This window comes from Roseivirga sp. BDSF3-8 (assembly GCF_041449215.1).
Taxonomy (GTDB): domain Bacteria; phylum Bacteroidota; class Bacteroidia; order Cytophagales; family Cyclobacteriaceae; genus JBGNFV01.
Genome location: NZ_JBGNFV010000001.1, coordinates 3,710,901 through 3,734,159, shown reverse-complemented (window position 1 = coordinate 3,734,159; position 23,259 = coordinate 3,710,901). Strand labels below are relative to the sequence as shown.

Genomic DNA, 23,259 nt, shown 5'->3' with positions numbered 1-23,259 from the left:
ACCATATAAGGGACCTTCGGGTCCCTTTTTTCATTAATAAATATCCCAGTTACCCTTTAGGTAATACTGGTACAATACAGGATTAAGCAGGGTGTTTACTTCTACCCCGGAAGTATCAACCAGAGGCTTACCAAAAGAAATGGTGAGTGTGGCTGCATCACGAGTAAGCCAGCGTGTGGGAATCGAATCCACATACAACTCCGGCAGCCGTCTCTTCATCTCACTACGAGGCAGAACAGGACTACCTGCTACCCAGCCCCACTCTCCCAGAGTGAGTACCTGGTTATGCATCGGCAGGGTGTTAAACCCAGAGGCCCGCATGGTTTTTTCTATACAATAAAACGCCTTGGTGGCATAGTAAGGACTTGTGGCTTGGGTAATCACCATTCCTCCCGGCCGAAGACGGTCTCTGATCATTGAATAAAATTCCCGGCTATACAATCTGCCGAGGTCAACTGTCTTAGGGTCGGGCAGATCAATAATGACCACGTCATATCGATCATGATTTTCTTCCAACCAGGTAAACCCATCCTCATTTACGATCCGAATACGACTATCGTGAAGGGCGCTATCATTCAGGGCTACAAATACCGGATGCTCGAGCCCGATACGTGTCATGGACGGGTCCAGATCTACCAGGGTGACAGATTCGATATCATTTTCATACTTAAGAATCTCCCTTACGGCACATCCGTCCCCCCCTCCCATTACCAAAATATCCTTCCGTTCTTCGGCCAGTTGCATGACAGGGTGTACCAGGGGCTCATGATAGAGGTACTCGTCAATAGTGGCTAGTTGCTGATTCCCATTTATGAATAACCAATAGTCTTCCTGCCAGCGTGTTACAACTATCTTCTGGTAGCGGGTCTGTTCTTCATAGACTACCTTATCTTTATACCTGGCCTGTTCACCGAATGTGATGATGGGGTCTACAGCCAGCATGCCGGCCGTGAGGATCAGAAAAATCACTACTGCCCCGATTGAGAGGGCCCTGTGGTCTTTCTTTTCGATGTTCTTACCGATTCTGATAAAAAGTGCTACAGCTACGAGGAAATTAAGTCCTCCCAGCACAAAGGGAGTGTAGGTTATGCCAAGGTATGGGAGGCCTACGAAGGCAAAAAAGACCCCGCCTATCAGGCTTCCGTAATAGTCCTTTTCCATCACGGCACTGATATTGATGTGAAGCTCCTCGAACTCGCTGTTGAGACGTGTCACCAAAGGAATTTCCAGGCCGATCAGTATCCCAATACCAGTGCTGAGAAAGTAGATAAAAAACCCTTCATAATTAGTGTAGGCGGCCAGTACATAGACAGTTACCGCCGAGAAAGAAGTGAGCAGGGACAGGGCAAATTCTGTGAGGATAAACTTCTGCAATAACCTACCCTTAACATATTTACTGATGCGACTGCCAAGCCCCATGCTAAATAGCATTACGCTCAGCACCATCGTCCACTGCAGGACAGAATCCCCCAGAAAGTAGGTGGCCAGGGTGGCGAGTATATATTCTGCCACAATACCGGACAAACCGGTGGCCAGTAAGGCGATCTTTAATAGCTGTGACTGGCGGCTTCCGGAAGCTCCCTTATTCATAACCCTACATTACATTCTACACCAGGTCCGTCACCTACAGGCAGTAGGTGATCAGCACACTGCCTCCCACATAGGCAAAGCCTTCCAGTAAACCTACACCGAGGTTAGGCTTATCCTGGTTTACCAATTCATCAGTCATACTGCGTCCGGGAAGTAATATACGGTCAGTCGCGAACCGAACAATGGGTAGAAATACCAGCCCTATGCCTGTTTCTATTCCAATATTGTAGGCCATGTCCTCCCATCCGGTAAAATCATATTGAGCACCATGTCTCACCAGGTTACCTATGGAAATGATCGCTCCTGCGTATCCTATTCCTACTGCTACATTATCTTTCTCGATCTGCTTATGTATGCTATAGGGAACTATGAGGTTATATACCAGTGAGGTCAGCAACAGGATTAGCTGCCCTGCCACCCAAATGATGATGGCCGTCAGCCAGCTTCCACCCTCACCCACTACGGCCCCGTATACAATAAGGCCTGTAGCTATGTAGTTGGCCGCTTCCACTGCTCCTGTACCCGCATTCCTGTCTTTAATAAGCTCCTTATTGATCTCAAAATGACGAAGCAGGACCTTGTCATTAAAAATGGCGGCAAGGTTCAGAAGTAAGATTGCCAGTAATCCGTACAGCCCTATGTTGATAAGGTCTGTCACCAAGCCTTGTGAAGGGCCTACTATGGCACTGCCTATGGCAAGTAGCAAGCCTGTGTAGTACCCGGTAAGTGCCAGCGCAAAAGCAGCATTGTCGGCCTCTACCAGCTCATGCTTCATATTAATCTTTGGGTGAAACAGCTGGAAGACGACCTTACCGATAAAGAAAAGTAAAAACGCTGCGGCAAGGTATACCAGGCTGGTAAGTATGGTATCTATGGTCATGATCGGTGGTTTTTCTATAGATTATTTACCAAATCCCCCTCCACGGCTTCTGAAACCGGAACCGGTCCGGCCGGAAGACCTGCTGGTACGACTTGTACTGCGTCTAAATCCGTCTTTGGATTGTCTTCTGGCGAAGAAATTTGGTCTCGACTGGCGGGTGTAACTGCTATTGGTTCCATACTTATAAGAACCGCCGCTACTGGGCCCGTAGTAGGGTCTTGAGCCACGGTAATTACCATACCAGTCTGAATACTCCCTGCGATAAACTGGCCGGGTGCCCATATTTAACAGGCTGCTAAGCAGGGCATATTTGCCATAAAATGACCAGAAGGTTTCCCCGCGGGGGGTGGTCTGCCACTGCCCGTACCGGCTGTTGCCTACATAATTATGATAACCGGGAGGGGCCACATTCTTAGATAGCTTGCCGTTATTCATAGCAGCCAGCTCCATTCCCAGGTTGTTTTCATTGGCCCAGAAGTAATCTTCAGGCACCTCCATCCAATCAGTATATGTCTCCTGTGGTACTGAATCCACGGTTTCGATGAGGCGATACCGGTGCTTATAGGATTTAAAAAAGTTACCATCCACATCCATGTCATGCAGGATTATGGAGTAATCTTTATCCGTACCCATCTGTTGGATGAGGGTATCCAGCGGGTTCTTCTTAAATTCCTTCCCTCCGCAAGAGGGTAGCCATACCAAAATCGCCATCAGTAAAGCTATATAGCCTTTCTGAATATTCAGGTTCATTTTTATTCGTTTGGTAAAATATTGGAAAACTCGTACTCGTCGGCATAGGTGCCGTATGATGCCTCAAATTCTTCTTCGCCCCACCGCTCAATGTTAACGAAGGTTTCTTCGTCATCATCTTCGTATGTGTAGCTGGCCAGCTCAGACCATCCTTCGCGGCTTACATCACGAAAATAACCCAGGCTTTCTTCTATGCGGTGGTAGGTTTTTCCTTCGAGCGTGACAGATTCGGGAGGCAGATCATCATCAGCAAAATGTGCTCTGATATCTTCTTCAAACCGGCGGATACCAACCTTGCGCGAAAGGGATAGTTCCAGTTCGTCATCATCTTCAATATGGAGGTAAAGGCTTTCTGTACCGCTGTCAAGCTTATACTCTTTGGTGAAAAAACCTCCGCCCCAGTCGTATTCATACTCTGCGGTTACCTGCCAGGTTTTGAGGTCGTAATCCACCACAAAGCCCTTTTTCAGGTCTGTGATACGCAGATCGGAGGGGTCATATTCCGGCTCCTGCTTTTTTTTACCAAAAAAACGACTAAAAATCATAGGTGATACGTTTTGTCTTTTTACCCTTATTGCCGGTAAAACACTGGCAGGCACTTTCAGAAATTTATCCAAAATGGCCACCATATGTTATTTCTCCAAGAAAAACTTATACCAGCGGTCGCAAAATAAAAAAGTCATTACCTATCTCCCATTATTAAATAGAGAAAAGGCCGATAATTTATAATTTTACCTTTTCCTGAAATTAGAATTGAGTTGTGAGCGATAAGCTGGTAATCATACCGACGTATAATGAGAAAGAGAATATCCACCTGATAGTGCATGCGGTCATGCACCTGCCGGGTGATTTTCACCTGCTCATAATAGATGACAGCTCTCCTGACAAGACGGGTGAGATTGTGAAAGAGCTGCAAGCAGACTATCCCGGGAGACTCCATCTTGAAATACGCAAGGGGAAGCTGGGCCTGGGTACTGCCTATCTTCACGGATTTCGCTATGCACTGGATAAAGGGTACCTGTATATCTTTGAAATGGATGCGGATTTTTCGCATAACCCTGAAGACCTGCAAAAGCTGCTGGCGGTGTGTAAGGAGGAAGATTACGATCTGGCTATCGGGTCAAGGTATGTCATTGGCGTAAATGTGGTGAACTGGCCCATGGGAAGAGTCCTGATGTCCTATTTTGCCAGTAAGTACGTGCAGTTTATTACCGGCATGCCTATAAATGACGCTACGGCTGGTTTTAAATGCTACCGGCGCGAGGTGCTGGAAACGATAATGCAAAACCGTGTTCGCTTTATCGGCTATGCTTTCCAGATCGAGATGAAGTTTCTTGCCTGGAAATATGGCTACCGGATAAAGGAAATCCCTATCATTTTCACTGACCGTACGAGGGGCACCAGTAAGATGTCGAAAGGCATCTTTAAAGAAGCGGCCCTGGGTGTGGTGCAAATGAAAGTGGACAGTTTTTTCAGGAAATACATTAAGCACGCGTACGATAAACTGGAGGGATAAAGCCTCAAGAAGAAAATTATATGTATAGAAAGCGGATAGGTCTGAGATTTGATGCAGGGAAAAAACTGGTGTTCGGACTGATAGCGGGGTTGTTAGCAATCGCGTGGCTAACAGGATGTGATGAATGCGAAGACTGTTCCTTTTCTGAAAACGAACCATACATTACCCTTAGCTTCCTTGACAGCACCCGCTATTATGTGCTTACAGAGGATCTGATGTATCTGAGAGATACACTGGCCACCCTGGATTCCCTGGAGACTATTGCCCGGGACAGTGTGGAGTCCGGCAACCAATCATATGAGCCAGAACTTACCAGGCTGGAAAACCTGTCAGACAGTTTTGGTTCTCTTGAATCCATTGCTTCTACTGAACGCAGCCAGGTAGCCGCGGGCAGCTTTTTTCCTGAGCAGATTATTCCTGTAGGAGGAAATGCTTATCCGGATCCTCCTACGGATTCTGTTACCTCACTTACGCTACCCTTACCCATGGATGCGTCCGGTGTGGCAGAGTACCGTATTCAGATAGACGGTCGAACGGATACGCTGGTGCTTTCCTTCAGGACCTTTGTCATAGAGAAAAATAATGAATACCTGGTTCAGGCGATAGACCCGGAGGTTTTGGAGACAAGCTTTCCGGGTGGTTCTTCTATTACCTGCTACAACCTCGATAGCTGCATCACCGACAATGCCATCGTCTATGTTTACTATTAATATAAAAAAGACTCTGTTTGCGTTTACTCTGCTAGGTTGCATGCTATGTATGGCCCCGTATGTGCATGCGCAGAATGATTCTATCCCAGCCGAAGAAGAGGAAACCGAACTTAGCACGGGCAAAGTGCCCTTTCTTCGTTCACTTAGCATATATGCCGATCTGGGTAAACCGGCTGCTTCATGGCTGGACACGGAGAGTAAGCTGGAGGGTGGAATTCAGGTTTCGCTGGGGAATGGCATTGTTGCTGAAGCTGCCTATGGGCAGGCGGAGTTGCGTCCTGAACAGGTCGTGGAAAATGGCAGCTACTACGCCGATGGCAGCTACCTGAGGTTTGGCGCCGGGTATCAGTGGATTATAAAAGAGACTAACCTAATTCAGTTGATGGCTAATTACGGCATGAGTACTTTTGATGATGGCGGATCGGTGTTGATAGTTAGTGAAGTATGGGATGACTATACTGCCTCCTACAGCCGAAATGATCTATCTGCTACATGGGCAGAGATTGCCATGCTAACTGAAACGCAGGTAATAAGGTCTGTCTACGCCGGAATGGCACTCCGCCTGAGGTACCTCATCGATACGGATGACTTTGAAGGATTTCCGGTAAGGGCTATTCCAGGGTATGGATTTGCCTTTAATACCACCACTCCTGCACTCAATATTTATATCAGATTCAGGCTACCGGAATAGCCAGGCATTAAAAAAGCCGGATCCTCTCTAAGGAATCCGGCTAGTAAGATAATTACAGTTCTTTTTTACTTAGACACTACATTTATCTTAAGCATATTCGTACGGCCTTCATAATGCAGAGGCATAGCAGCAGTAGTGATGTATACGTCTTTCGACTCGAGTAACCCCTTGCTGCAAAGTATCTCTTCTACATGCTTCAGGGTTTCGTCTACAGCCTCTTTACCAGAATATTTATAGCATCTTACGCCCCACACGAGGTTAAGCCTTGTGAGCAGACGATCATCATCTGTGAACATATAGATCCGTGCCTTCGGGCGGTGCATGCTCAGTCGCATAGCAGTATATCCACTCTTAGTCAGGCCTAAAATCGCCTTCGCATCTGTCTCATCGGAAAGTTTACAGGCGGTAACCACCAGGCTATCATGCAGGAATAATATGGAGTCGCTTTCAGTATTATCGAACTTGTTGAATATCACATCAGCCGATTCAGGCGAGTTCTCAATACTGGATATTGTGCGGCACATGCTCTTTACGGTTTCCACAGGAAAGCTACCCGCAGCCGTTTCCGCTGACAGCATTACCGCATCTGCTCCGTCCATTACCGCATTGGCCACATCACTAGTCTCAGCACGAGTAGGACGCGGATTTTCTATCATGCTCTCCATCATCTGAGTAGCGACAATGACAGGACGCCCCTTCATTTTAGCCTTTGACACGATCATTTTCTGGGCCATGGGTACATCCTCGTAGACAATTTCCACTCCCAGGTCACCACGGGCTACCATCAGACCATCTGTAGCATCGATGATTTCATCAATATTATTAAGTGCTTCAGGCTTTTCAATCTTTGCAATGACGTTTATAGTCTTACCTTTTTCATATATTTTCTGCTTGAGTACCTGTATGTCTTCGGCTTTTCTCACAAAAGAAAGAGCCACCCAATCAACATCCATACTCAGGCCAAATTCCAGGTCCTTTTCGTCCTTTTCCGTTAGTGAAGGAGCAGAGACCCGCGTTTTGGGCAGGTTGATGCCTTTCCTGGATTTGACAGGGCCACCAAAAATAACTTTGGTCTTAATTTCCCTTCCGTCGATTTCAAGAACTTCAAGTTCGATCTTACCATCGTCGATCAGTATATTATCGCCGGGCTGCACATCATCAGGCAGGGCCTGGTAGTTAGTACTGATCCGTTGAGAGTTTCCGGTGACAGGCTCTGTAGTGATGAGCAGCTCCTGCCCTGTCTCTATATGAACTTCGCCACCCTCGACTTCGCGTGTGCGAATTTTAGGTCCCTGCAGGTCCTGCAAAATGCAGACTGAGGTTCCCATCTCAGCATTGAGCTCTCTGATTAGTGTAATCACCGCACGGTGATCATCATGGCTGCCATGAGAGAAATTGAGCCTGAAAACATCAGCTCCTGCCAGGATAAGTTCTTTGAGTTTTTCTTTGGTATTGCAGGCAGGCCCTACGGTTGCCACAATTTTGGTTCGGTTCTGAAGGTTGGATGTTGCCATATCAGAATATGAGATTCTCTTTATTTTTTAATGTATCGATCCTTAACTGAGTCAGAAACTGAACAATATCCAGTTCCTTGAGTTTCTGCATTATTATCGGAACAGGAAAGTTTTCAGCCGGATCTTCCATCATAATGAAATAATCTAATTCTGGTAATTCCGGCAAAAGATAGGCCACGGCAGGCCTGCTTTCTTCCTCCGCTTTGTTTTTAAGCAGCCGTAATGTACAATGTTCCTTTTCAAAAAGGAAGTTGGATATTACAACGTGCTGGTTTCCAACAAAATCAATGTGCAGGTCTTCGTCCTTAATAAGGTGTGTTCCCAAGGTTTTATTGATATGCCAGGCCAGTTTATAATCTCTGGCGGGTGATGCAATCCCTAACAGCACAAAGTTATACTCGTAGGAAACTAACAGTTTATTTTTGCGCATCGATTTAAAGTTAAGCGTAAAAAAAGCCTTATAAAGGGCTTTAGAAGGCATATTGCGAATTAATTAAGAAGGAAAAAAATAGTTTGACATTATTCCTTTTAATGCATTTCTTTGCACTGTGTTTTAACTAAAAAAACTACAAAAATGTCTGAAATAGCACAAAAAGTAAAGGGAATTATAATTGATAAGCTGGGTGTGGAAGAGTCTGAGGTTACCCCTGAGGCTAGCTTCACTAACGACCTGGGCGCAGACTCCCTGGATACTGTAGAGCTTATCATGGAATTCGAAAAAGAATTCAACATCTCTATTCCCGACGACCAGGCAGAAAACATTTCTACCGTAGGTCAGGCTATCTCTTACCTTGAAGAGCACGCCAAGTAAGATAGCATATTTTTCCTCGATAATTCTTTTATGAATTTAAGAAGAGTTGTAGTTACCGGGCTGGGGGCACTTACCCCTATTGGAAATAACGTCGAAGAGTACTGGAACGGTCTTTCTAATGGTGTAAGTGGCGCCGCCCCTATTACGCGTTTTGACGCCGAGAAATTCAGGACAAGATTTGCCTGTGAGGTAAAAGACTTTGATCCTAATAATTACTTCGACCGTAAAGAGGCGCGGAAATTAGATCCCTATGCACAATATGGATTGGTTGCAGTAGAAGAGGCTATGAAAGATTCAGGCCTTGATGCTGAAAAGATCAATCTGGATCGTGCAGGCGTGATCTGGGGATCCGGTATTGGTGGGTTGCAGACCTTTCAGGATGAAGTTGTCGCATTCGCCAACGGGGATGGCACACCCCGATTCAACCCTTTCTTTATACCTAAAATGATCGTCGATATTATCGCCGGTCATATTTCGATCAAGTACGGCTTCCGTGGTCCTAATTATACGACCGTTTCAGCCTGTGCTTCATCTACCAATGCTCTCAACGATGCTTTTACATATATCCGTCTGGGCAAAGCTGATATTATGATCAGCGGTGGCTCCGAAGCAGCCGTTACCGCGGCTGGAATTGGCGGGTTTAATGCTATGAAGGCGCTGTCAGAGAGAAATGACTCTCCCGAAACCGCTTCACGGCCTTTTGATAAGGATCGTGATGGATTCGTACTTGGAGAAGGTGCCGGTGCACTGATCCTTGAAGAGTACGAGCATGCCAAAGCCCGCGGTGCTACCATATATGCAGAAATATTGGGTGGTGGAATGTCAGCGGATGCCTACCATATTACGGCTCCACATCCTGATGGTATTGGAGTAAGACAGGTAATGCGCAATACCCTGGAGGATGCTGGTATAGAAGCCAACAAAATTGACTACGTCAATGTACATGGCACTTCTACTCCCCTTGGAGACCCTGCAGAAGTAAAAGCTATCCAGGAAGTATTCGGGGACCATGCCTACAATGTGAACATCAGTTCTACCAAATCAATGACAGGCCACTTGCTTGGCGCTGCCGGTGCCATAGAAGGTATCGCCTGTATATTGGCCATAAAGCATCAAATAATACCTCCTACCATCAATCATTTTACTGATGATGAGGTACTGGACCCCAAACTTAATCTGACCTTTAACGAAGCACAGCAGAGAGAAGTAAATGTCGCTCTGAGCAATACGTTTGGGTTTGGAGGCCATAATTTTTCTCTACTCTTTGCTAAAGTCTAAGCTTGGTGTACCTGCTGCTGCGGAGACTATTCAATCTTGGAAAGACCTATACAGATAAGGAGAAAGGGCTAATAAATGCTATCAGCAATATTGTTGGTAGCAAGCCCGTCAATATCACTCTGTATAAACTTTCTTTGAAGCATACCTCCATAGCGCGTGAGACTACAGGTGGTGTAAAAGAAAGTAATGAACGCCTGGAATACCTGGGTGACGCTGTGCTCGGCGCTGTAATTGCGGAGTACCTGTTCATGAAATTTCCCTTTAAGGATGAAGGTTTTCTCACTGACATCCGTTCAAGAATAGTAAACAGGGAATCACTTAACCAGCTGGCAAAGAAAATCGGCCTGAGCCAATTGGTGGAGTATGACACCCGCCGTAAAACACCGCTTTCTCATAAATCCCTATACGGAGACACGCTGGAAGCATTTGTCGGTGCTATCTACCTCGACCGGGGCTATCAGTTCTGCAGGCGCTTTATCATACAAAAGCTAATCGTGCCTCATTACGACCTGGAGGAGATTATTGCTACTAATCCCAACTTCAAAAGTGTCATCATTGAATGGTCACAAAAAGAAAATCGCGACGTGCGGTTTGAGATCATTAATATTACCGACAAAAACCAGTACAAAGAATTTACTGCCCAGCTTTTCGTAGATGGCGATCCGGTAAGCAAGGGGCATGGCTTCAGTAAGAAAAAGGCTGAGCAGGATGCTGCCAAACGCGCCTGTGAAGCGCTTAACATCTGATATACCCTCACTATTATGGCTATAACCCGTATAGCAGGCGCAGCCCTAAACCAGACCCCTCTGGACTGGCAGGGAAACCTTCGGCATATTAAACAGGCCATTAAAATGGCTAAAGAAGCTGAAGTGAAGCTGTTATGCCTACCTGAACTTTGTATTACAGGCTATGGCTGCGAAGACTTATTCCTAAGCAAATGGCTCCCTGAGAAAGTCCTCTCCTTCCTTCCTGAGATAGCCTCATGGTGTAAGGACATAGATGTGGTGGTAGGGCTGCCAATAGCTTTTGGAGATTACTTGTATAACTGTGCCTGCATGATTAGTGACGGGGCCATTCAGGGGTTTTATGCCAAACAGTTCATGGCACTGGATGGCGTACACTATGAGCCGCGCTGGTTCAGGCCCTGGCCATCAGGAAAAAAGGAAACGATAGAAATTAATGGTGAGACATACCCTTTGGGTGATGTCACCTTTCAGCTACGCGAATGGCATGTAGGGTTTGAAATTTGTGAAGACGCCTGGCACGAAAACGAGCGACCTGCCTGCCGGCTATTGGGCACAGATGTAAACCTTATACTGAACCCCAGTGCCAGCCACTTTGCTCTTTCCAAGTCTGCCTTCCGGGAGTCACTCGTATCGAATAGCAGCCGAAAGTTTGGCTGTACCTATCTATATGCCAACCTCCTGGGGAATGAGTCCGGCCGGATGATCTTTGACGGCGAAATTCTGATCTCTCAAAAGGGAAGCATTCTTGCGCGTAACGAGAGGTTGTCATTCAAGGAGGTGAACCTTGTATATGCTGATGTGGACACTGAGCAAAAGCTGCCTTCCCAGAGCCCATTTCAATACGATACTCATGATGAAGTGGAGGAGTTTACCCTGGCAACCACGCTGGCCCTGTATGACTACTGCCGCAAAAGCCGCAGCAAGGGGTTTATCCTTTCACTGAGCGGCGGAGCAGACTCTTCGGCCTGTGCGGTGCTGGTGGCTGAAACCGTGAAACGCGGACTTTCTGAGGTGGGCCGGGCGGCTTTTCTTGAAAAGACCGGTATGACGCAGCTTCATGATGAAATGCAGGGACTGTCTGAGGCAGCCGCAGGACGTTTGGTCATGAAACACTGGCTCACGACGGCCTACCAGGGCACGGTAAACTCCAGTGAAGACACTTACCTGTCTGCCAAAGAGCTGGCAGATAACCTTGGAGCAACCTTTTACCACTGGAAGATAGACGAAGAGGTGGCCAGCTACACGGCTAAAATTGAAAAGTCTATTGGCCGTAAGCTTACATGGGAACAGGATGACATAACCTTGCAAAATATACAGGCCCGGGCACGTTCACCTATCATCTGGATGCTGGCAAACCTGAACAATGCACTACTGCTCACTACGTCTAACCGCAGCGAAGGTGATGTAGGCTATGCCACTATGGATGGCGATACCAGTGGCAGTATTGGCCCGATTGCGGGCATTGATAAATATTTTCTGCTACAATGGCTCAGGTACGCTCAAAAAGAGCTTGGCTATACCGGCTTACAACGGGTTAACAGCCTTACGCCTTCCGCAGAGCTGCGTCCTCCCGGAGAGACTCAAACCGATGAGAAAGACCTAATGCCCTACGCTATGCTTGTGGCAATAGAGCGGCTGGCCATTCGTGATCACCTCTCGCCTGTTCAGGTTTATCATGCACTGCGGGAGAACCATCCGGAGCTTTCACCAAAAGTACTGAAAGACTATATTACCAAATTCTTCCGTTTGTGGTCACGCAACCAATGGAAGCGCGAACGGCTTGCGCCGTCTTTCCACCTGGATGATTTTAATGTGGATCCCCGGACCTGGGCGCGTTTCCCTATTCTTTCCGGAGGGTTTTCGGAAGAACTGAAGGCTTTGGATAATGCCTAATTAACTCTCAATTACTTCCGGCTAGGCGCAAATTCCCCTATATTTACCAGCAAATCTGTTACTATGCACCAATTAGCTTTCATAGTCTGGGATCCAATACCAGAGCTTCCCTATATCGCAGAATGGTTAAACTGGCCTGTGCGCTGGTACGGACTTATGTTCGTGCTTGGCTTCCTGGTTAGTCAGCAGATCATGTTCTATTTTTTTAATAAGGACGGACGCCCGGTAAAAGACGTGGAGACGCTTACTGTTTACATGATTTTTGCCACCATCATCGGGGCGAGGCTTGGTCATATGTTTTTCTATGATTTTGACCGGGTGCTGGAGGAGCCTCTCAGTATCTTCTATATTCATCAGGGTGGACTAGCTTCTCATGGCGGGGCTATTGGTATTCTTTTCGCTCTTTGGCTGTATGCCCGGAGCCGGAAAGACCAGAGTTACTTCTGGATTCTGGACAGGATCGTGATCGTGGTAGCCTTAGTAGGAGCGCTTATCCGTTTTGGTAATTTTGTTAACTCCGAAATACTGGGAAAGCCCACGGGTACCGACTCCGGGGTAGTATTTGCCCATGTGGCTGAGCAGACAGTTTACGGCATAGACCCTAACCAGGAGGCCTTTGAAACTGTAGAAGCCCGCAAAGCCACCAGCGAGGAGGCCGCCGGCCTTGATGGTCAGGTGGTGATGCTGGACATCGTATTTTTACCTCAGCTAAAGGACCGGAACTCCATCGAGCGAATCCTGCAAAACAATATAAAGGCAGCCCTTACCTATCCTGGCGTAGAAGAGCAGGTATACCTGCCTGATGGCAAGATCAACTACACCCTTGCTTCTGAGGGAGGTCAGTTTAAGGCGAGTATTCCTATGATGGGGGTGCCACGCCACCCGGCCCAGCTTTATGAGTCGTTCTACTGTATTCTGATATTCCTGTTCCTCTTCTGGCTCTGGAAGACTAAGCGCCACCGGCTACCGGAGGGTCATATCTTCGCTCTCTTCCTCATTATCTTATTTTCCCTTCGCTTTGTGGATGAGTTCTTCAAAGAAAACCAGGAGGCTTTTGAAGATAGCCTTGCCCTGAATATGGGACAAATACTGAGTATTCCTCTTGTGCTGGCCGGGATAGCGATACTGATTTTCATTCATCGAAAAAAAGACAATAAGCCGAGAGAGGTAGAGGCTTAAGCAATAATTTATCCGGGTTTTTACATGCAAAACCCGGATTTTTTTTGAGTAGCGGACGGATTTTAAGATATTGTAAGGTATTTGTGTACAAAAAATTGTCATAACTGTACGCATAACGTTAGATGATATCAACCGGCTCTTCTTCTCAAAATGGTAAAAGCTAGTTTTCTGGTAATTTTACTTCTCTCTTTGTTTTCCGGTGTGGCGCTCGCCCAAACGAACGAGTCCGCTCCGGAGGATATCCCCCTGCCCTCTCTCCCGGATACCCTTTCTTCACAACGTCCGGTAAAGATCGATCACATCTTTATTCTGGGAAACCGCCGCACACGTCCCTCCATTATTCTGCGTGAAGTAGATGTAACCGAGGGGGAAGTATACCGGCGGGACGCCCTGGTGGAAATTCTGGAAGCAGACCGAAATAAGATTTTCAATACCAGCCTATTTACCACCGTAAGGGTATCTATTGTAGACGTAGGCCCTTATAAAGTAGACATTATCATAAGCCTGCAGGAACGCTGGTATACATTCCCGGTCCCTATCTTCTCACTGGCAGACCGTAATTTTAATGACTGGTGGGTCAACCAGGAAGGTGACCTGAGCCGTGTGGAGTATGGCCTTAAGTTCTACCAGTACAACATGCGCGGCCGCAATGAACGGCTGAAACTACAGGCGCAATTTGGTTTTACTCAAAAATTCGAACTGGGGTATAGAATGCCCTACATAGACCGGGCACAGAAAAACGGCCTGAACCTGCGCCTTAGTTACCTTGAAAACAACAGCGTAGCTTATCAGACCCTTGAGCACAAGCTGGTCTTCCTGGACCTGGAAAGGCCAATAAAAGAACAGTGGAACGCTGCCATAGAATGGCGGCACAGAAACTCATTTTACACCTCGCATAATGTAGAGCTGGCCTACAGGCAGCGTACCATTGCAGATACGCTGGCCATGGTGAACCCGGGCTACTTCCTGGAGGGCCAGACCCGTCAGCGCTATTTCTACCTTGAGTACCGCTTTACTCATGACAAGCGTGATATCCGGGCTTATCCGCTTCATGGCTACCTGCTCAACCTGTCAGCCTCCCGCTATGGCCTGGGCATGTGGGATGATATAGACCTGACCAGGCTTAATGCTGATTATGTTAAATTCTGGGAGCTGGATAAGAATCTTTTTTTTAGTAATGATGTGGGGGTTCAGGTCTCACTGCCGGAAAGGCAACCCTATAATAACTTTGCAGGCCTGGGCTACAGCCAATCCCTGGTACGGGGCTATGAGCTTTACGTGATACCCGGCCAGCACTATTTCCTGAACCGGAGCACACTGAGGCTAAGGCTTTTTGAAGGAGAGAAAAGCCTTGGGAAGCTTATGCCGCTTAAGCAGTTCAGGAATATACCTATTGCTATCTACTTAAAAACCTACCTGGATCAGGGCTATGTGGTGAGTGATAACTTTTTTCCGGGAAATGAGCAGTTTTCCAATACCTGGCTGGGTGGTACGGGTATAGGGCTTGACATCGTCACTTTCTATGACGGTGTGATCCGGCTGGAATACTCTCTGAATAATGCCGGCGAGGCAGGCTTTTTCCTGCACATGAATGCAGACTTCTGATTTATAGCCACTTATAATAGCCTCGTATGAATTATGGCATAATTTTGGTAGTTTCGAGCCTGCAATAATTGACATCAATCCATGATCAAAAGACTATTTGTATTTCTCTCAGCCACTTTTATAGCTATCAGTGGTTTTGCTAATGAGGGTATGTACCTTCCTATTCATTTCAAGCAACTGCTGCAGGAAGGTGAACTACAAGGCCTGGAACTCACGGCCGACGATATCTACAACATTAATAACTCCAGCCTTAAGGATGCGATAGTTTCCATGGGACGTGGTTTCTGTACCGGTGAGATTATTTCTTCCCAGGGGCTGCTATTGACTAACCACCACTGTGCTTACGGAGATATCCAGTCTCACAGCAGCGTGGAGCACGATTATCTGGCGGATGGCTTCTGGGCTATGAATAAAGAACAGGAGTTACCTAACGAAGGCTTGTACGTACGTTTTCTGAAGCGTATTACCAATGTAACTGATGATGTGCTTAACGGCATAGACCCTGCGACCAGCGGTGAGGAGCGAATGAACCTCGTTGCTCAGCGTCAGTCTCAGATTATCGAAAAAGCCGAAAGCAAAAGTGACTACACGGCTGAGGTAAAAACTTTCTATGAAGGTAATGAATACTACCTCTTTGAATACGAGGTGTATAATGATGTGCGCCTGGTAGGTGCTCCTCCTGAAAGCATCGGTAAGTTTGGTGGTGATACAGACAACTGGATGTGGCCACGCCAAACGGGTGATTTCTCTCTGTACCGTGTGTACATGAGCCCTGACGGAAAGCCTGCTGATTATTCACCTGAAAATGTACCCCTCAGACCAAAGTATCACCTGCCTGTGTCCATGGATGGAGTAGAAGAAGGTGACTTTGCTATGATCATGGGATATCCTGGCTCTACAGATCGCTACCTGACCAGCTACGGTGTGCGCATGGCGCTTGAGCAAACCAACCCTACCCGGGTAGCTATCAGGGATATCAAACTAAAGAAGATGAAAGAGGACATGAGCGTGAACCAGGACACACGCATTAAGTATGCCTCTAAATACGCCCGTGTCAGTAACTACTGGAAGTACTTCCAGGGACAGAGCCTTGGCCTGGAAAGACTGAACGTAGTGGACAAAAAGGAAAAGATCGAAAAGGACTTTGCAGCCTGGGCTAAAACGAATAACCCTGAGCTATACGGCAATGTGCTTACTATGCTGGAAGATGGCTACGAGGAGTACCGCGACCACAATATCTCATACATCTACATGTCTGAAGCGGTACGCGGCTCTGAGATACTATCAATGGCCTATAACTTTAAAAGCCTGGCCACTGCGCTGGAGCTGAATAGCAAAGAGGATATTACGGCGGCTACCCAAGCCCTTGAAGAGGAAGCCAAAAGCTTCTTTAAGGACTACAATGCCCCTACGGACCGTAAGGTAACCAAAGCGGTAATGAAAATGTACTTCGAAAATGTGGACAAGGCTAACCACCCGGAAGTATTTGAAAAAGTAGCCAAAAAATACAATGGTAACGTGGAGAAATGGGTAGATGACATGTTCGAGAATTCCATGTTTGATGACCAGGAAAAAGTCATGAGCTTCCTGAAGTCACCCTCTCACAAGGCCATTAAAAATGACCCTGCTTACGTAGCAGTAACGTCATTTTATGACAACTACAATGAGCATGTGAAGCCAGGGCTGAATGAGGCGAATGCCAAGCTTGACCCTGCAAAGCGCCTGTTTATCCGCGGACTGCGTGAAATGAACAGCGATAAGACGTACTATCCTGATGCGAACAGCACCATGCGTATAACCTATGGCTATGTAGGTGGGTATGAGCCCCGTGACGGCGTCTACTATACACCTACCACTACGCTGGACGGTGTAATGGAGAAGATGGATAATGCTGACCCTGAGTTTGTGGTGCCTGACCGCCTTGTAGAATTATATGAGGACAGAGATTATGGTCGCTATGCTAATGAGGACGGCGAGCTGGTAGTCGGGTTTATATCCGGCAATGACATCACCGGGGGTAACTCGGGCAGCCCGGTTATCAATGGCAAAGGTCAGTTGATCGGTGTGGCGTTCGATGGCAACTGGGAGGCTATGAGCGGTGATATTGCTTTTGAGCCTGAGTTGCAGCGTACGATCAGTGTGGATATTCGTTACGTGCTGTTCATCATAGACAAGTTTGCCAATGCCGGCCACCTTGTGGATGAAATGACACTGGTACATAACGAGAAGCAATCTGCAGGCGAGAAAGAAGCCGCTATGGAAGGCAAGTAATTAATTCCTGAATACTAATATCCGAAAAGAGGCTGTCTCCAAAGTATGGAGGCAGCCTTTTCTTTTACCGCTGCATTCTTCTTAAGAAGGCATAACTTTGTTGGAAAAACCCTTTGCCAATCAGTTATATGTTGTCTTACCGACCATTGTAGTGATAGTCATTCTGGATAATCTGATCAGGAAATGTATGCGTAGTAATTACTAAAGAATGGAGTTTATGAAAATATAAAAAGCACCGCCTGGGCGATGCTTTCCGGGAGCTTAAGCAATAAATAAGGGGATGCTATCTGCCTGGTATAGTTTTCGGGTTACATTACCGGCGTAGTCGGTAACCTGCACCAAAACTTCGGCTGTGGCAGGGATTCCAGCAGTTTGTAGTTCGTACATATACTCTACGCTGAAGTCCTGCTGTAAGGCCTCGCCGGTTTCCAGCGATGTACCATTGTCGAGAATGGATACGTTAACACTTACTACCTGATGATCGTCAAAGGCCTCTATGCCTAAGAGATCGCCTGGCTTGAGCCCGTTATACACCATCCACTTGATGCTGGGGATTTTGGGCTTGCTTAAAATATCCATGGCGATGGCCTGTTTTACGCTTCTGCTCTTTTTGGCAGCATAAACCTCATATACGGCTACTCTTGCCGGGTCATTGGCGATGATGTCTTCCGCAATTCTGTAGGCCTGCACCATACGGTTACCCGTTTTTCTTTGATGCTCGGTTTTGTCATATTTGCGTGGGCGTTTGGCCATGATAACCCTGCCGTCTTTAAGGGTGCGAAAAACAACGTTTCCGTTCAGTCCGCTAAAGCCTTCGATGAGTCCATTGAGCTCTACATTCATAATCTTGATTGTTTAAAAGTTTATACTTTGTTTCTATTATTTTATTCGTTAAAATTTGGTATTTAGTTACATTATTGAAATATAATTGTGTTTAATAAATTTTTATCAGAATATAAATCTGTAAAAATGCAATATGTTTTTGACTGTAAACCAGCACTTTAGTATGCATGCAGAGGGTTTAAGTTTTTACATCATCTTGAAATAATGCATGTAATAAATTAGGTTTTTTAGCACAGAATAATCTTACTGTTATTTGCGTTATTACTATTAAGTGGCGATTTACTAAATAAGGTCATTCAATGTATTGAAGTAAGTTGCTATCTTAAAAGCGTAATGTTCTTTTGCTATCTGACCGGAAAATCTTGCTGAATTACCAGAATGTATCACTAAAACGACCTTACCAGCACACCCCTCCTTCTCTCCGGCAATATTAAAATAATACAATTTCATATTTCTGATCTTAAGCGGCTCTTGGGGCTTTCATGAGGCTACCATGAGTCTATCGTGAGTCTACCATGAGGCTATAATGAGCGCAACAAGATTTCAAAAAGTGCATTTAGGCGCTCTAATCGGCATTTAGGCAAAATTTAAACTGGGAATACAGGGTGAGATGGATAGTTTCTAAATATTAGAATAGTACAATTTAATTGATAAGTGACAGAGTAATAGAATAATCGAGTTTTGAGTGGTGAGTTTTTAGTTATGAGTTGGATAGGGAGATGGGGTGCTGGCCGGGTGGTTAGTGCCTTTTTTAATGAGTGAATTTTGAATGAGAGAAGGAGTGAATTGATGGGTGATAGAATTATTGAGTAATAGAGTAATTGAATAATAGAATAATAGAGTTTTGAGTGGTGAGTTTTGAATTGGATAGGGAGATGGGGTGCTGGCCGGGTGGTTAGTGCTTTTTTAATGAGTGAATTAGAATAATAAAGTTACAGAGTAACAGAATTTTGAGTGGTGAGTTTTGAGTTGTGGTGTGTTCGGTAGAGACGCGATTCTTTCGACTTGGGGCGAAGGGTAGAGTAGTGAATTTTGAAGTATCGAATAAAAGGGTAGTTGAGTTACTGAATTGATGCGTAACGGAGTTACCCAGGGGTGAGTGTGATAGATGCGACGTGGCGTTTTGGCAGGATGATATTGGCCTGACGCTTGGTATCTCTGAGGAATATAAACCTGCCGGACTGGCCTATGTAGCGGTACCCGCCGGAGGATTCATACAAGCCCTGGTCTGTGGTGATGAGGCTTATGCGTTCTGTGCCGATGAGCATCTGGCGAGCCCTAAACCTGGCGGAAAGCAGGACGGAGGCAGCTGCGTAGGTGACCATGAAGAGGGTAATGGCAAGAAGCCTGACTTTGATATCTTTGATCCTGACCATGCGGCGAGCCTTCTCATATACGATGAATATCCAGGCGATGAACATGGCCATAAAAGTACCATACCCTATCCCGGTGAAAAAGCCAGACCAGTGTAGTACGATAACAAGCACGAAGGCTACCTGGTAAATAAGCAAAAGAAAGCTGATAACATACAATAACGCATACCGGAGAAGGCCAGGCAGGTCGGCAATAGAGCTATAGGCATTATAGCGGTTGGATAGACGCTGATATATGACCTTGCCATGATTGGCTAACCAAAACAGTGAGGGCCTGCGCCGGGTATCGTACATATTACCGGCGCGCAGCAGGGTGCCGGTGAGTAGTAGGGTAATGACGAGGACAACGACGAATATAGCTGGCAGGGCTGGTATAAAGGGAAATAGTATATCTGTAGCGGAGAGGTAACCGGCAATATTGATATCGAAGAAAGCGAAATAGGCAAAGTAATGGATATAGCCGAGAAATAGCAGGCCTGCATACAGGGCAGGCAATATGTATTTGAGCTTATGCATACTAAATGAAACTGCTTGGTAGCTTACAGGTAATGCGCCGGAAGGCGGCGCAGGAGGCGCTAACCTCCAGGCTAAAATAATGCAGGATAAAATGAGAAGCTATTTCAGAAGTAGCTGAAGTAATTTAATAGTTGATTTAGTATGAAAAGGCAGAAATATTGAAAGGAATAGCGGTACACGCAGGAGGCTCTTTTTAATGAGTGAATTGTGAATGAGAGAATGGGTGAATATTAAAGTAATAGAGTTAAAGAATTGATGAGTAACGGAGATATTGAAAGTTTTGAGTTATGAGTGGGGTCGGGAGATAAGGTGCTGGCCGGAGGGGTGGTGCCTTTTTAAATGAGTGAATTGTGAATGAAAGAATGGGTGAATAATAGAATTGATAAGAAACATATGGAGATAGGTGGAAAATTGGACCTTTTAAATGAGTGAATTAAATTTGTATTTTTCTATGTCTTTAAATTTTTTTTCATTATCGATTATGTACATTCCGAACCGAGCAGGCCCGGGGGTTAGGGTGTTAATTATGCCACTTATAAGCCAGGCCAACTCAAAGCCGTCTTTAAGACCTTCTACAAATCGCCATTTAAATCCCACTAATTGCGCTCCTTTAAATTCGGGTGAAAAATACCAATAACCCTGCCCTAAAACGCAAATAATTTTGATTACAGGATCAGTATTAAACTTCGGATCAATTTTTTTATACCGGTCAAGCTCTGACTCACGTTTGAGGTTACTTTTACGAGCAAAATATACCGTTAGCAAATCCTTTCCATTATCCTTTCCAATTTGCCGAAGCCTTTTAAAGTTATCATAAGTGGACCTGACTCCTTTTTTTGTGGAGGTAGTCTTAACTTCAATGGCATACCCGCAACTTTCCACAGGATAAAGGCCACTTGTGGCATACAGCATTGCAGGGGGAATAATGGTCTTATTGTAGATAATAATATCAGTATCTGCCGATTCTGCCCCCTTATTATCAATTATCTTTCCTTTGCCAATATCCCAGCCGTGCGGCAGAAACTTAGAAATGATCTCGCATAGGCCAAACTCCAGGGTAGCTCCCCTGGTAGGCATATGGGAGATATTCTCTGCCGCATCAGATTTCGCCAAACAAGCAGCAATCTCTAGCTTCATTAACTCCTGATACGTCTTGTGCGCCATATGCTTTGAATCAATTAATCTTTCAAAAGTACAGAATAGAATAGTGAAAAGCCGGGATGCGAAGGGGTAAACATTGCAACCATAGCTTTCCGGATTATATAATACCAGGCGGAAAATGCGGGGCAGGTGACATAAATGTAGGGTGAAAGATATTGATATAGAGGGAGTCACATACAGGTATGATATGGGAATATAAGGTAATTGCCTAATAGGTTGGTACCAGTGCGAGGCACATGACTTCTGGTGGAGGTATAGGCCATACTAAAAGGCTACGAAAGCAAAATAGTAATGCGTAGCCCTGTACATTACGGGAGATGGCTATACGGAAGAGGTGCTTTTAAAGCACTTAGTTTGTAGCCTGCCTACTAAGGATGGGGATATTGGGGGAATGAAAAGATGCAATAAAAAAAAGCCCCAGAAGGGGCTTTCGCAAATATATATCACTCTGAACCAGTAGCAGGATTTAAGCTTAAATTTGGAGGGTGCGGGGCTTACTGATATGATCTAAGAACATATAGCCTAGTACTACACAACCAGTAATAAAACCGAGTTTCACCACTCCTTTCGCAATTTCCATAGCTGCTTGATTAGTAGCCGTTAGCTGGAAATAGGGGGTTTTAATCTCTATTGACTCGCGGGTCAATGATTGTAAATTTTTCATATTTTATTAGATTAAATTTAATGGCCCAAAAGTAACTCAGGGTAACGTGATTAACTTGGCATATGTAGGGGGCTTGGTACTGCGGTATTGTTTTATTCAAAAAATACGTGAGCTATATTCTATTTTTGAATAAGGCAATGGATCAAGCCGTTTTAGGGCGGGGTATAAGGCTATTGTTAAAGGTAAGGTTTGCTGGTATAATGGCTTTAAGCTAAGGAAAGATGGAGGGGGTAATGGGTAAGGTACCTGCCTGCTTGTAGCGGATAATTAAGCAGGGGCGACTTACTTACGGGATTTGTTCTTTAAGGTCTCCAGGTGGTTAAAAACTGCGGCTTTAGCCATTTCAAGCGTTTTAAACTCTATCTTACCTCCTTTGTCGTTGAAGTATACTTTGTATGCACCTTCTTTAACAGCAAATATAACTATTTTATACTCCTTAAGCTTTAAGTAGGGGTTTCCACTTTTGCTTATTTTCCACGGCTTAGCTATCCACATTTGACGCCTGCGGGCTATGTTTTTAAGCTCTCTTTCCTTTTGTTTGGGGTTTTTATAATCTTCGGTCAGCTTTTCTGCACACACGCAGCCTACCCTAAATTCATCATCTACTGAAGGGTGAGAGAGGAGGTGTACATACCGGATTTTTTCGTTGCCGCACATCATACAGGTTTCGTATTCGGTATCTTCTACCGGCTGGCCTTCCTCCCTAATGTCTATTACCCCCTCCAGTGCCCAGCCCTTTCTGGGGATGCCTGCCCGGGTCCAATAATTACTCATTTTGTCACACAGCTAACTGAACGCATATATCATGCAATATACTAAAGGGCAACCTAACGGGCTGTACGGGATAGTGTGATAAAAGGAGCTAAATGTGGGACAAGTAATATAAAACAGGATGAAAGACACTGATATAGAGGGGATAATATACAGATAGGATAGTGGGATATGAGATAATTGCATACCTTACCGGATGGGAAAGATGCGGCCGGATGGCCGGGCTGATTCCAAATCTGCTTATATTGCATATGGGGTTTGGTACCCGTGGGGGTGAAAAACCACGCTAAGGGCGAGTATACACAAAACCAATAGAAGCCATGAAAGCAACACTAGAGCAATACGCAGTATGCGCCCGGCATATAACCGGAGGCGTGAAGAAGGATGAAAATATCTTGAAACAAGTGGTGTATAGTACTGCTACTACGGATGGTGGTGGTGGTGGTGTTGAACCACCCATTAGAACAGGAGAAGAGGAAGAGGAAACAAATAACTAA

Annotated in this window: 22 protein-coding genes; 11 read left to right on the top strand and 11 right to left on the bottom strand. The window is 45.7% G+C overall.

The window, feature by feature from the left end; translation table 11 throughout:
• Window positions 1-33 precede the first annotated feature (33 nt).
• Genes AB9P05_RS15830 through AB9P05_RS15815 form a run of 4 tightly spaced genes read right to left on the bottom strand, consistent with a single transcriptional unit; the run spans window position 34 to window position 3,765 of the window.
• The gene (locus tag AB9P05_RS15830; protein ID WP_371909802.1) at window positions 34-1,590 is read right to left on the bottom strand and encodes a polyamine aminopropyltransferase; all 1,557 of its coding nucleotides are present in this window, start codon (window positions 1,588-1,590) and stop codon (window positions 34-36) included.
• A gap of 34 nt (window positions 1,591-1,624) precedes the next feature.
• Complete coding sequence (locus tag AB9P05_RS15825; RefSeq protein ID WP_371909801.1) at window positions 1,625-2,470, bottom strand: DUF350 domain-containing protein; 846 nt, start codon at window positions 2,468-2,470, stop codon at window positions 1,625-1,627.
• Window positions 2,471-2,491: 21 nt separating this feature from the next.
• Complete coding sequence (locus AB9P05_RS15820) at window positions 2,492-3,220, bottom strand: hypothetical protein (protein ID WP_371909800.1); 729 nt, start codon at window positions 3,218-3,220, stop codon at window positions 2,492-2,494.
• A gap of 2 nt (window positions 3,221-3,222) precedes the next feature.
• Complete coding sequence (locus AB9P05_RS15815; RefSeq protein WP_371909799.1) at window positions 3,223-3,765, bottom strand: DUF4178 domain-containing protein; 543 nt, start codon at window positions 3,763-3,765, stop codon at window positions 3,223-3,225.
• Between the two features lie 215 nt (window positions 3,766-3,980).
• Here AB9P05_RS15815 and AB9P05_RS15810 point away from each other — a divergent pair, with 215 nt between their 5' ends.
• The 3 genes from AB9P05_RS15810 to AB9P05_RS15800 are packed head-to-tail and all read left to right on the top strand — an operon-like array spanning window position 3,981 to window position 6,137.
• A complete protein-coding gene (locus AB9P05_RS15810; protein ID WP_371909798.1) occupies window positions 3,981-4,736 on the top strand; it encodes a polyprenol monophosphomannose synthase in 756 nt (251 codons plus the stop codon).
• A gap of 20 nt (window positions 4,737-4,756) precedes the next feature.
• Window positions 4,757-5,446, top strand: coding sequence for a hypothetical protein (locus AB9P05_RS15805; protein WP_371909797.1), 690 nt, complete (start codon window positions 4,757-4,759; stop codon window positions 5,444-5,446).
• Window positions 5,433-6,137, top strand: a complete 705-nt coding sequence (locus tag AB9P05_RS15800; RefSeq protein ID WP_371909796.1) for a DUF6048 family protein — start codon at window positions 5,433-5,435, stop codon at window positions 6,135-6,137. Before AB9P05_RS15805 ends, AB9P05_RS15800 begins: the two co-directional genes overlap by 14 nt.
• Window positions 6,138-6,202: 65 nt before the next feature.
• On the opposite strand, the gene pyk is transcribed toward AB9P05_RS15800, so the two are convergent.
• Complete coding sequence (gene pyk, locus AB9P05_RS15795; RefSeq protein ID WP_371909795.1) at window positions 6,203-7,651, bottom strand: pyruvate kinase; 1,449 nt, start codon at window positions 7,649-7,651, stop codon at window positions 6,203-6,205.
• A 1-nt stretch (window position 7,652) separates the two neighbouring features.
• Window positions 7,653-8,081: an IPExxxVDY family protein gene (locus tag AB9P05_RS15790; RefSeq protein WP_371909794.1), complete on the bottom strand. Its 429-nt coding sequence runs from the start codon at window positions 8,079-8,081 to the stop codon at window positions 7,653-7,655.
• A gap of 144 nt (window positions 8,082-8,225) precedes the next feature.
• On the opposite strand from AB9P05_RS15790, the gene AB9P05_RS15785 reads away from it, so the two are divergent.
• The 7 genes from AB9P05_RS15785 (at window position 8,226) to AB9P05_RS15755 (ending at window position 17,434) form a co-directional block, all read left to right on the top strand.
• The gene (locus tag AB9P05_RS15785) at window positions 8,226-8,462 is read left to right on the top strand and encodes an acyl carrier protein (RefSeq protein WP_371909793.1); all 237 of its coding nucleotides are present in this window, start codon (window positions 8,226-8,228) and stop codon (window positions 8,460-8,462) included.
• 30 nt (window positions 8,463-8,492) lie between these two features.
• Window positions 8,493-9,740, top strand: a complete 1,248-nt coding sequence (gene fabF, locus AB9P05_RS15780; protein ID WP_371909792.1) for a beta-ketoacyl-ACP synthase II — start codon at window positions 8,493-8,495, stop codon at window positions 9,738-9,740.
• A gap of 5 nt (window positions 9,741-9,745) precedes the next feature.
• Window positions 9,746-10,486: a ribonuclease III gene (gene rnc / locus AB9P05_RS15775; RefSeq protein ID WP_371909791.1), complete on the top strand. Its 741-nt coding sequence runs from the start codon at window positions 9,746-9,748 to the stop codon at window positions 10,484-10,486.
• Window positions 10,487-10,501: 15 nt separating this feature from the next.
• Window positions 10,502-12,379: an NAD(+) synthase gene (gene nadE / locus AB9P05_RS15770; RefSeq protein WP_371909790.1), complete on the top strand. Its 1,878-nt coding sequence runs from the start codon at window positions 10,502-10,504 to the stop codon at window positions 12,377-12,379.
• 63 nt (window positions 12,380-12,442) lie between these two features.
• On the top strand, window positions 12,443-13,558 hold the full coding sequence (locus AB9P05_RS15765) for a prolipoprotein diacylglyceryl transferase (protein ID WP_371909789.1): 1,116 nt from the start codon (window positions 12,443-12,445) through the stop codon (window positions 13,556-13,558).
• A gap of 150 nt (window positions 13,559-13,708) precedes the next feature.
• Complete coding sequence (locus tag AB9P05_RS15760) at window positions 13,709-15,163, top strand: BamA/TamA family outer membrane protein (protein ID WP_371909788.1); 1,455 nt, start codon at window positions 13,709-13,711, stop codon at window positions 15,161-15,163.
• Window positions 15,164-15,244: 81 nt separating this feature from the next.
• Window positions 15,245-17,434, top strand: coding sequence for a S46 family peptidase (locus AB9P05_RS15755; RefSeq protein ID WP_371909787.1), 2,190 nt, complete (start codon window positions 15,245-15,247; stop codon window positions 17,432-17,434).
• 261 nt (window positions 17,435-17,695) lie between these two features.
• Here the strand turns inward: AB9P05_RS15755 and AB9P05_RS15750 are convergent, their stop codons facing one another.
• The 5 genes from AB9P05_RS15750 to AB9P05_RS15730 all read right to left on the bottom strand — a co-directional run bounded on the left by AB9P05_RS15750 (window position 17,696) and on the right by AB9P05_RS15730 (window position 22,765).
• A complete protein-coding gene (locus AB9P05_RS15750) occupies window positions 17,696-18,277 on the bottom strand; it encodes a hypothetical protein (protein WP_371909786.1) in 582 nt (193 codons plus the stop codon).
• Window positions 18,278-19,362: 1,085 nt separating this feature from the next.
• Complete coding sequence (locus AB9P05_RS15745; protein WP_371909785.1) at window positions 19,363-20,166, bottom strand: hypothetical protein; 804 nt, start codon at window positions 20,164-20,166, stop codon at window positions 19,363-19,365.
• Window positions 20,167-20,586: 420 nt separating this feature from the next.
• Window positions 20,587-21,330 carry a DUF6602 domain-containing protein gene (locus AB9P05_RS15740; protein WP_371909784.1) on the bottom strand — a complete coding sequence of 248 codons (744 nt, stop codon included), beginning with the start codon at window positions 21,328-21,330 and terminating at the stop codon, window positions 20,587-20,589.
• A gap of 469 nt (window positions 21,331-21,799) precedes the next feature.
• Entirely contained in the window at window positions 21,800-21,991 is a 192-nt protein-coding gene (locus AB9P05_RS15735) for a hypothetical protein (protein WP_371909783.1), read from the bottom strand.
• A 282-nt stretch (window positions 21,992-22,273) separates the two neighbouring features.
• On the bottom strand, window positions 22,274-22,765 hold the full coding sequence (locus AB9P05_RS15730; protein ID WP_371909782.1) for a hypothetical protein: 492 nt from the start codon (window positions 22,763-22,765) through the stop codon (window positions 22,274-22,276).
• Between the two features lie 317 nt (window positions 22,766-23,082).
• Here AB9P05_RS15730 and AB9P05_RS15725 point away from each other — a divergent pair, with 317 nt between their 5' ends.
• On the top strand, window positions 23,083-23,259 hold the full coding sequence (locus AB9P05_RS15725; protein WP_371909781.1) for a hypothetical protein: 177 nt from the start codon (window positions 23,083-23,085) through the stop codon (window positions 23,257-23,259).

Excerpts from the sequence above, each read along its gene's own strand:
- AB9P05_RS15830 (WP_371909802.1), bottom strand. The coding sequence starts at position 1,590 with ATGAATAAGGGAGCTTCCGGAAGCCGCCAGTCACAGCTATTAAAGATC.
- AB9P05_RS15825 (WP_371909801.1), bottom strand. The coding sequence starts at position 2,470 with ATGACCATAGATACCATACTTACCAGCCTGGTATACCTTGCCGCAGCG.
- AB9P05_RS15820 (WP_371909800.1), bottom strand. The coding sequence starts at position 3,220 with ATGAACCTGAATATTCAGAAAGGCTATATAGCTTTACTGATGGCGATT.
- AB9P05_RS15815 (WP_371909799.1), bottom strand. The coding sequence starts at position 3,765 with ATGATTTTTAGTCGTTTTTTTGGTAAAAAAAAGCAGGAGCCGGAATAT.
- AB9P05_RS15805 (WP_371909797.1), top strand. The coding sequence starts at position 4,757 with ATGTATAGAAAGCGGATAGGTCTGAGATTTGATGCAGGGAAAAAACTG.
- AB9P05_RS15800 (WP_371909796.1), top strand. The coding sequence starts at position 5,433 with ATGTTTACTATTAATATAAAAAAGACTCTGTTTGCGTTTACTCTGCTA.
- pyk (WP_371909795.1), bottom strand. The coding sequence starts at position 7,651 with ATGGCAACATCCAACCTTCAGAACCGAACCAAAATTGTGGCAACCGTA.
- AB9P05_RS15790 (WP_371909794.1), bottom strand. The coding sequence starts at position 8,081 with ATGCGCAAAAATAAACTGTTAGTTTCCTACGAGTATAACTTTGTGCTG.
- AB9P05_RS15785 (WP_371909793.1), top strand. The coding sequence starts at position 8,226 with ATGTCTGAAATAGCACAAAAAGTAAAGGGAATTATAATTGATAAGCTG.
- fabF (WP_371909792.1), top strand. The coding sequence starts at position 8,493 with ATGAATTTAAGAAGAGTTGTAGTTACCGGGCTGGGGGCACTTACCCCT.
- nadE (WP_371909790.1), top strand. The coding sequence starts at position 10,502 with ATGGCTATAACCCGTATAGCAGGCGCAGCCCTAAACCAGACCCCTCTG.
- AB9P05_RS15765 (WP_371909789.1), top strand. The coding sequence starts at position 12,443 with ATGCACCAATTAGCTTTCATAGTCTGGGATCCAATACCAGAGCTTCCC.
- AB9P05_RS15760 (WP_371909788.1), top strand. The coding sequence starts at position 13,709 with ATGGTAAAAGCTAGTTTTCTGGTAATTTTACTTCTCTCTTTGTTTTCC.
- AB9P05_RS15755 (WP_371909787.1), top strand. The coding sequence starts at position 15,245 with ATGATCAAAAGACTATTTGTATTTCTCTCAGCCACTTTTATAGCTATC.
- AB9P05_RS15750 (WP_371909786.1), bottom strand. The coding sequence starts at position 18,277 with ATGAATGTAGAGCTCAATGGACTCATCGAAGGCTTTAGCGGACTGAAC.
- AB9P05_RS15745 (WP_371909785.1), bottom strand. The coding sequence starts at position 20,166 with ATGCATAAGCTCAAATACATATTGCCTGCCCTGTATGCAGGCCTGCTA.
- AB9P05_RS15740 (WP_371909784.1), bottom strand. The coding sequence starts at position 21,330 with ATGGCGCACAAGACGTATCAGGAGTTAATGAAGCTAGAGATTGCTGCT.
- AB9P05_RS15735 (WP_371909783.1), bottom strand. The coding sequence starts at position 21,991 with ATGAAAAATTTACAATCATTGACCCGCGAGTCAATAGAGATTAAAACC.
- AB9P05_RS15730 (WP_371909782.1), bottom strand. The coding sequence starts at position 22,765 with ATGAGTAATTATTGGACCCGGGCAGGCATCCCCAGAAAGGGCTGGGCA.
- AB9P05_RS15725 (WP_371909781.1), top strand. The coding sequence starts at position 23,083 with ATGAAAGCAACACTAGAGCAATACGCAGTATGCGCCCGGCATATAACC.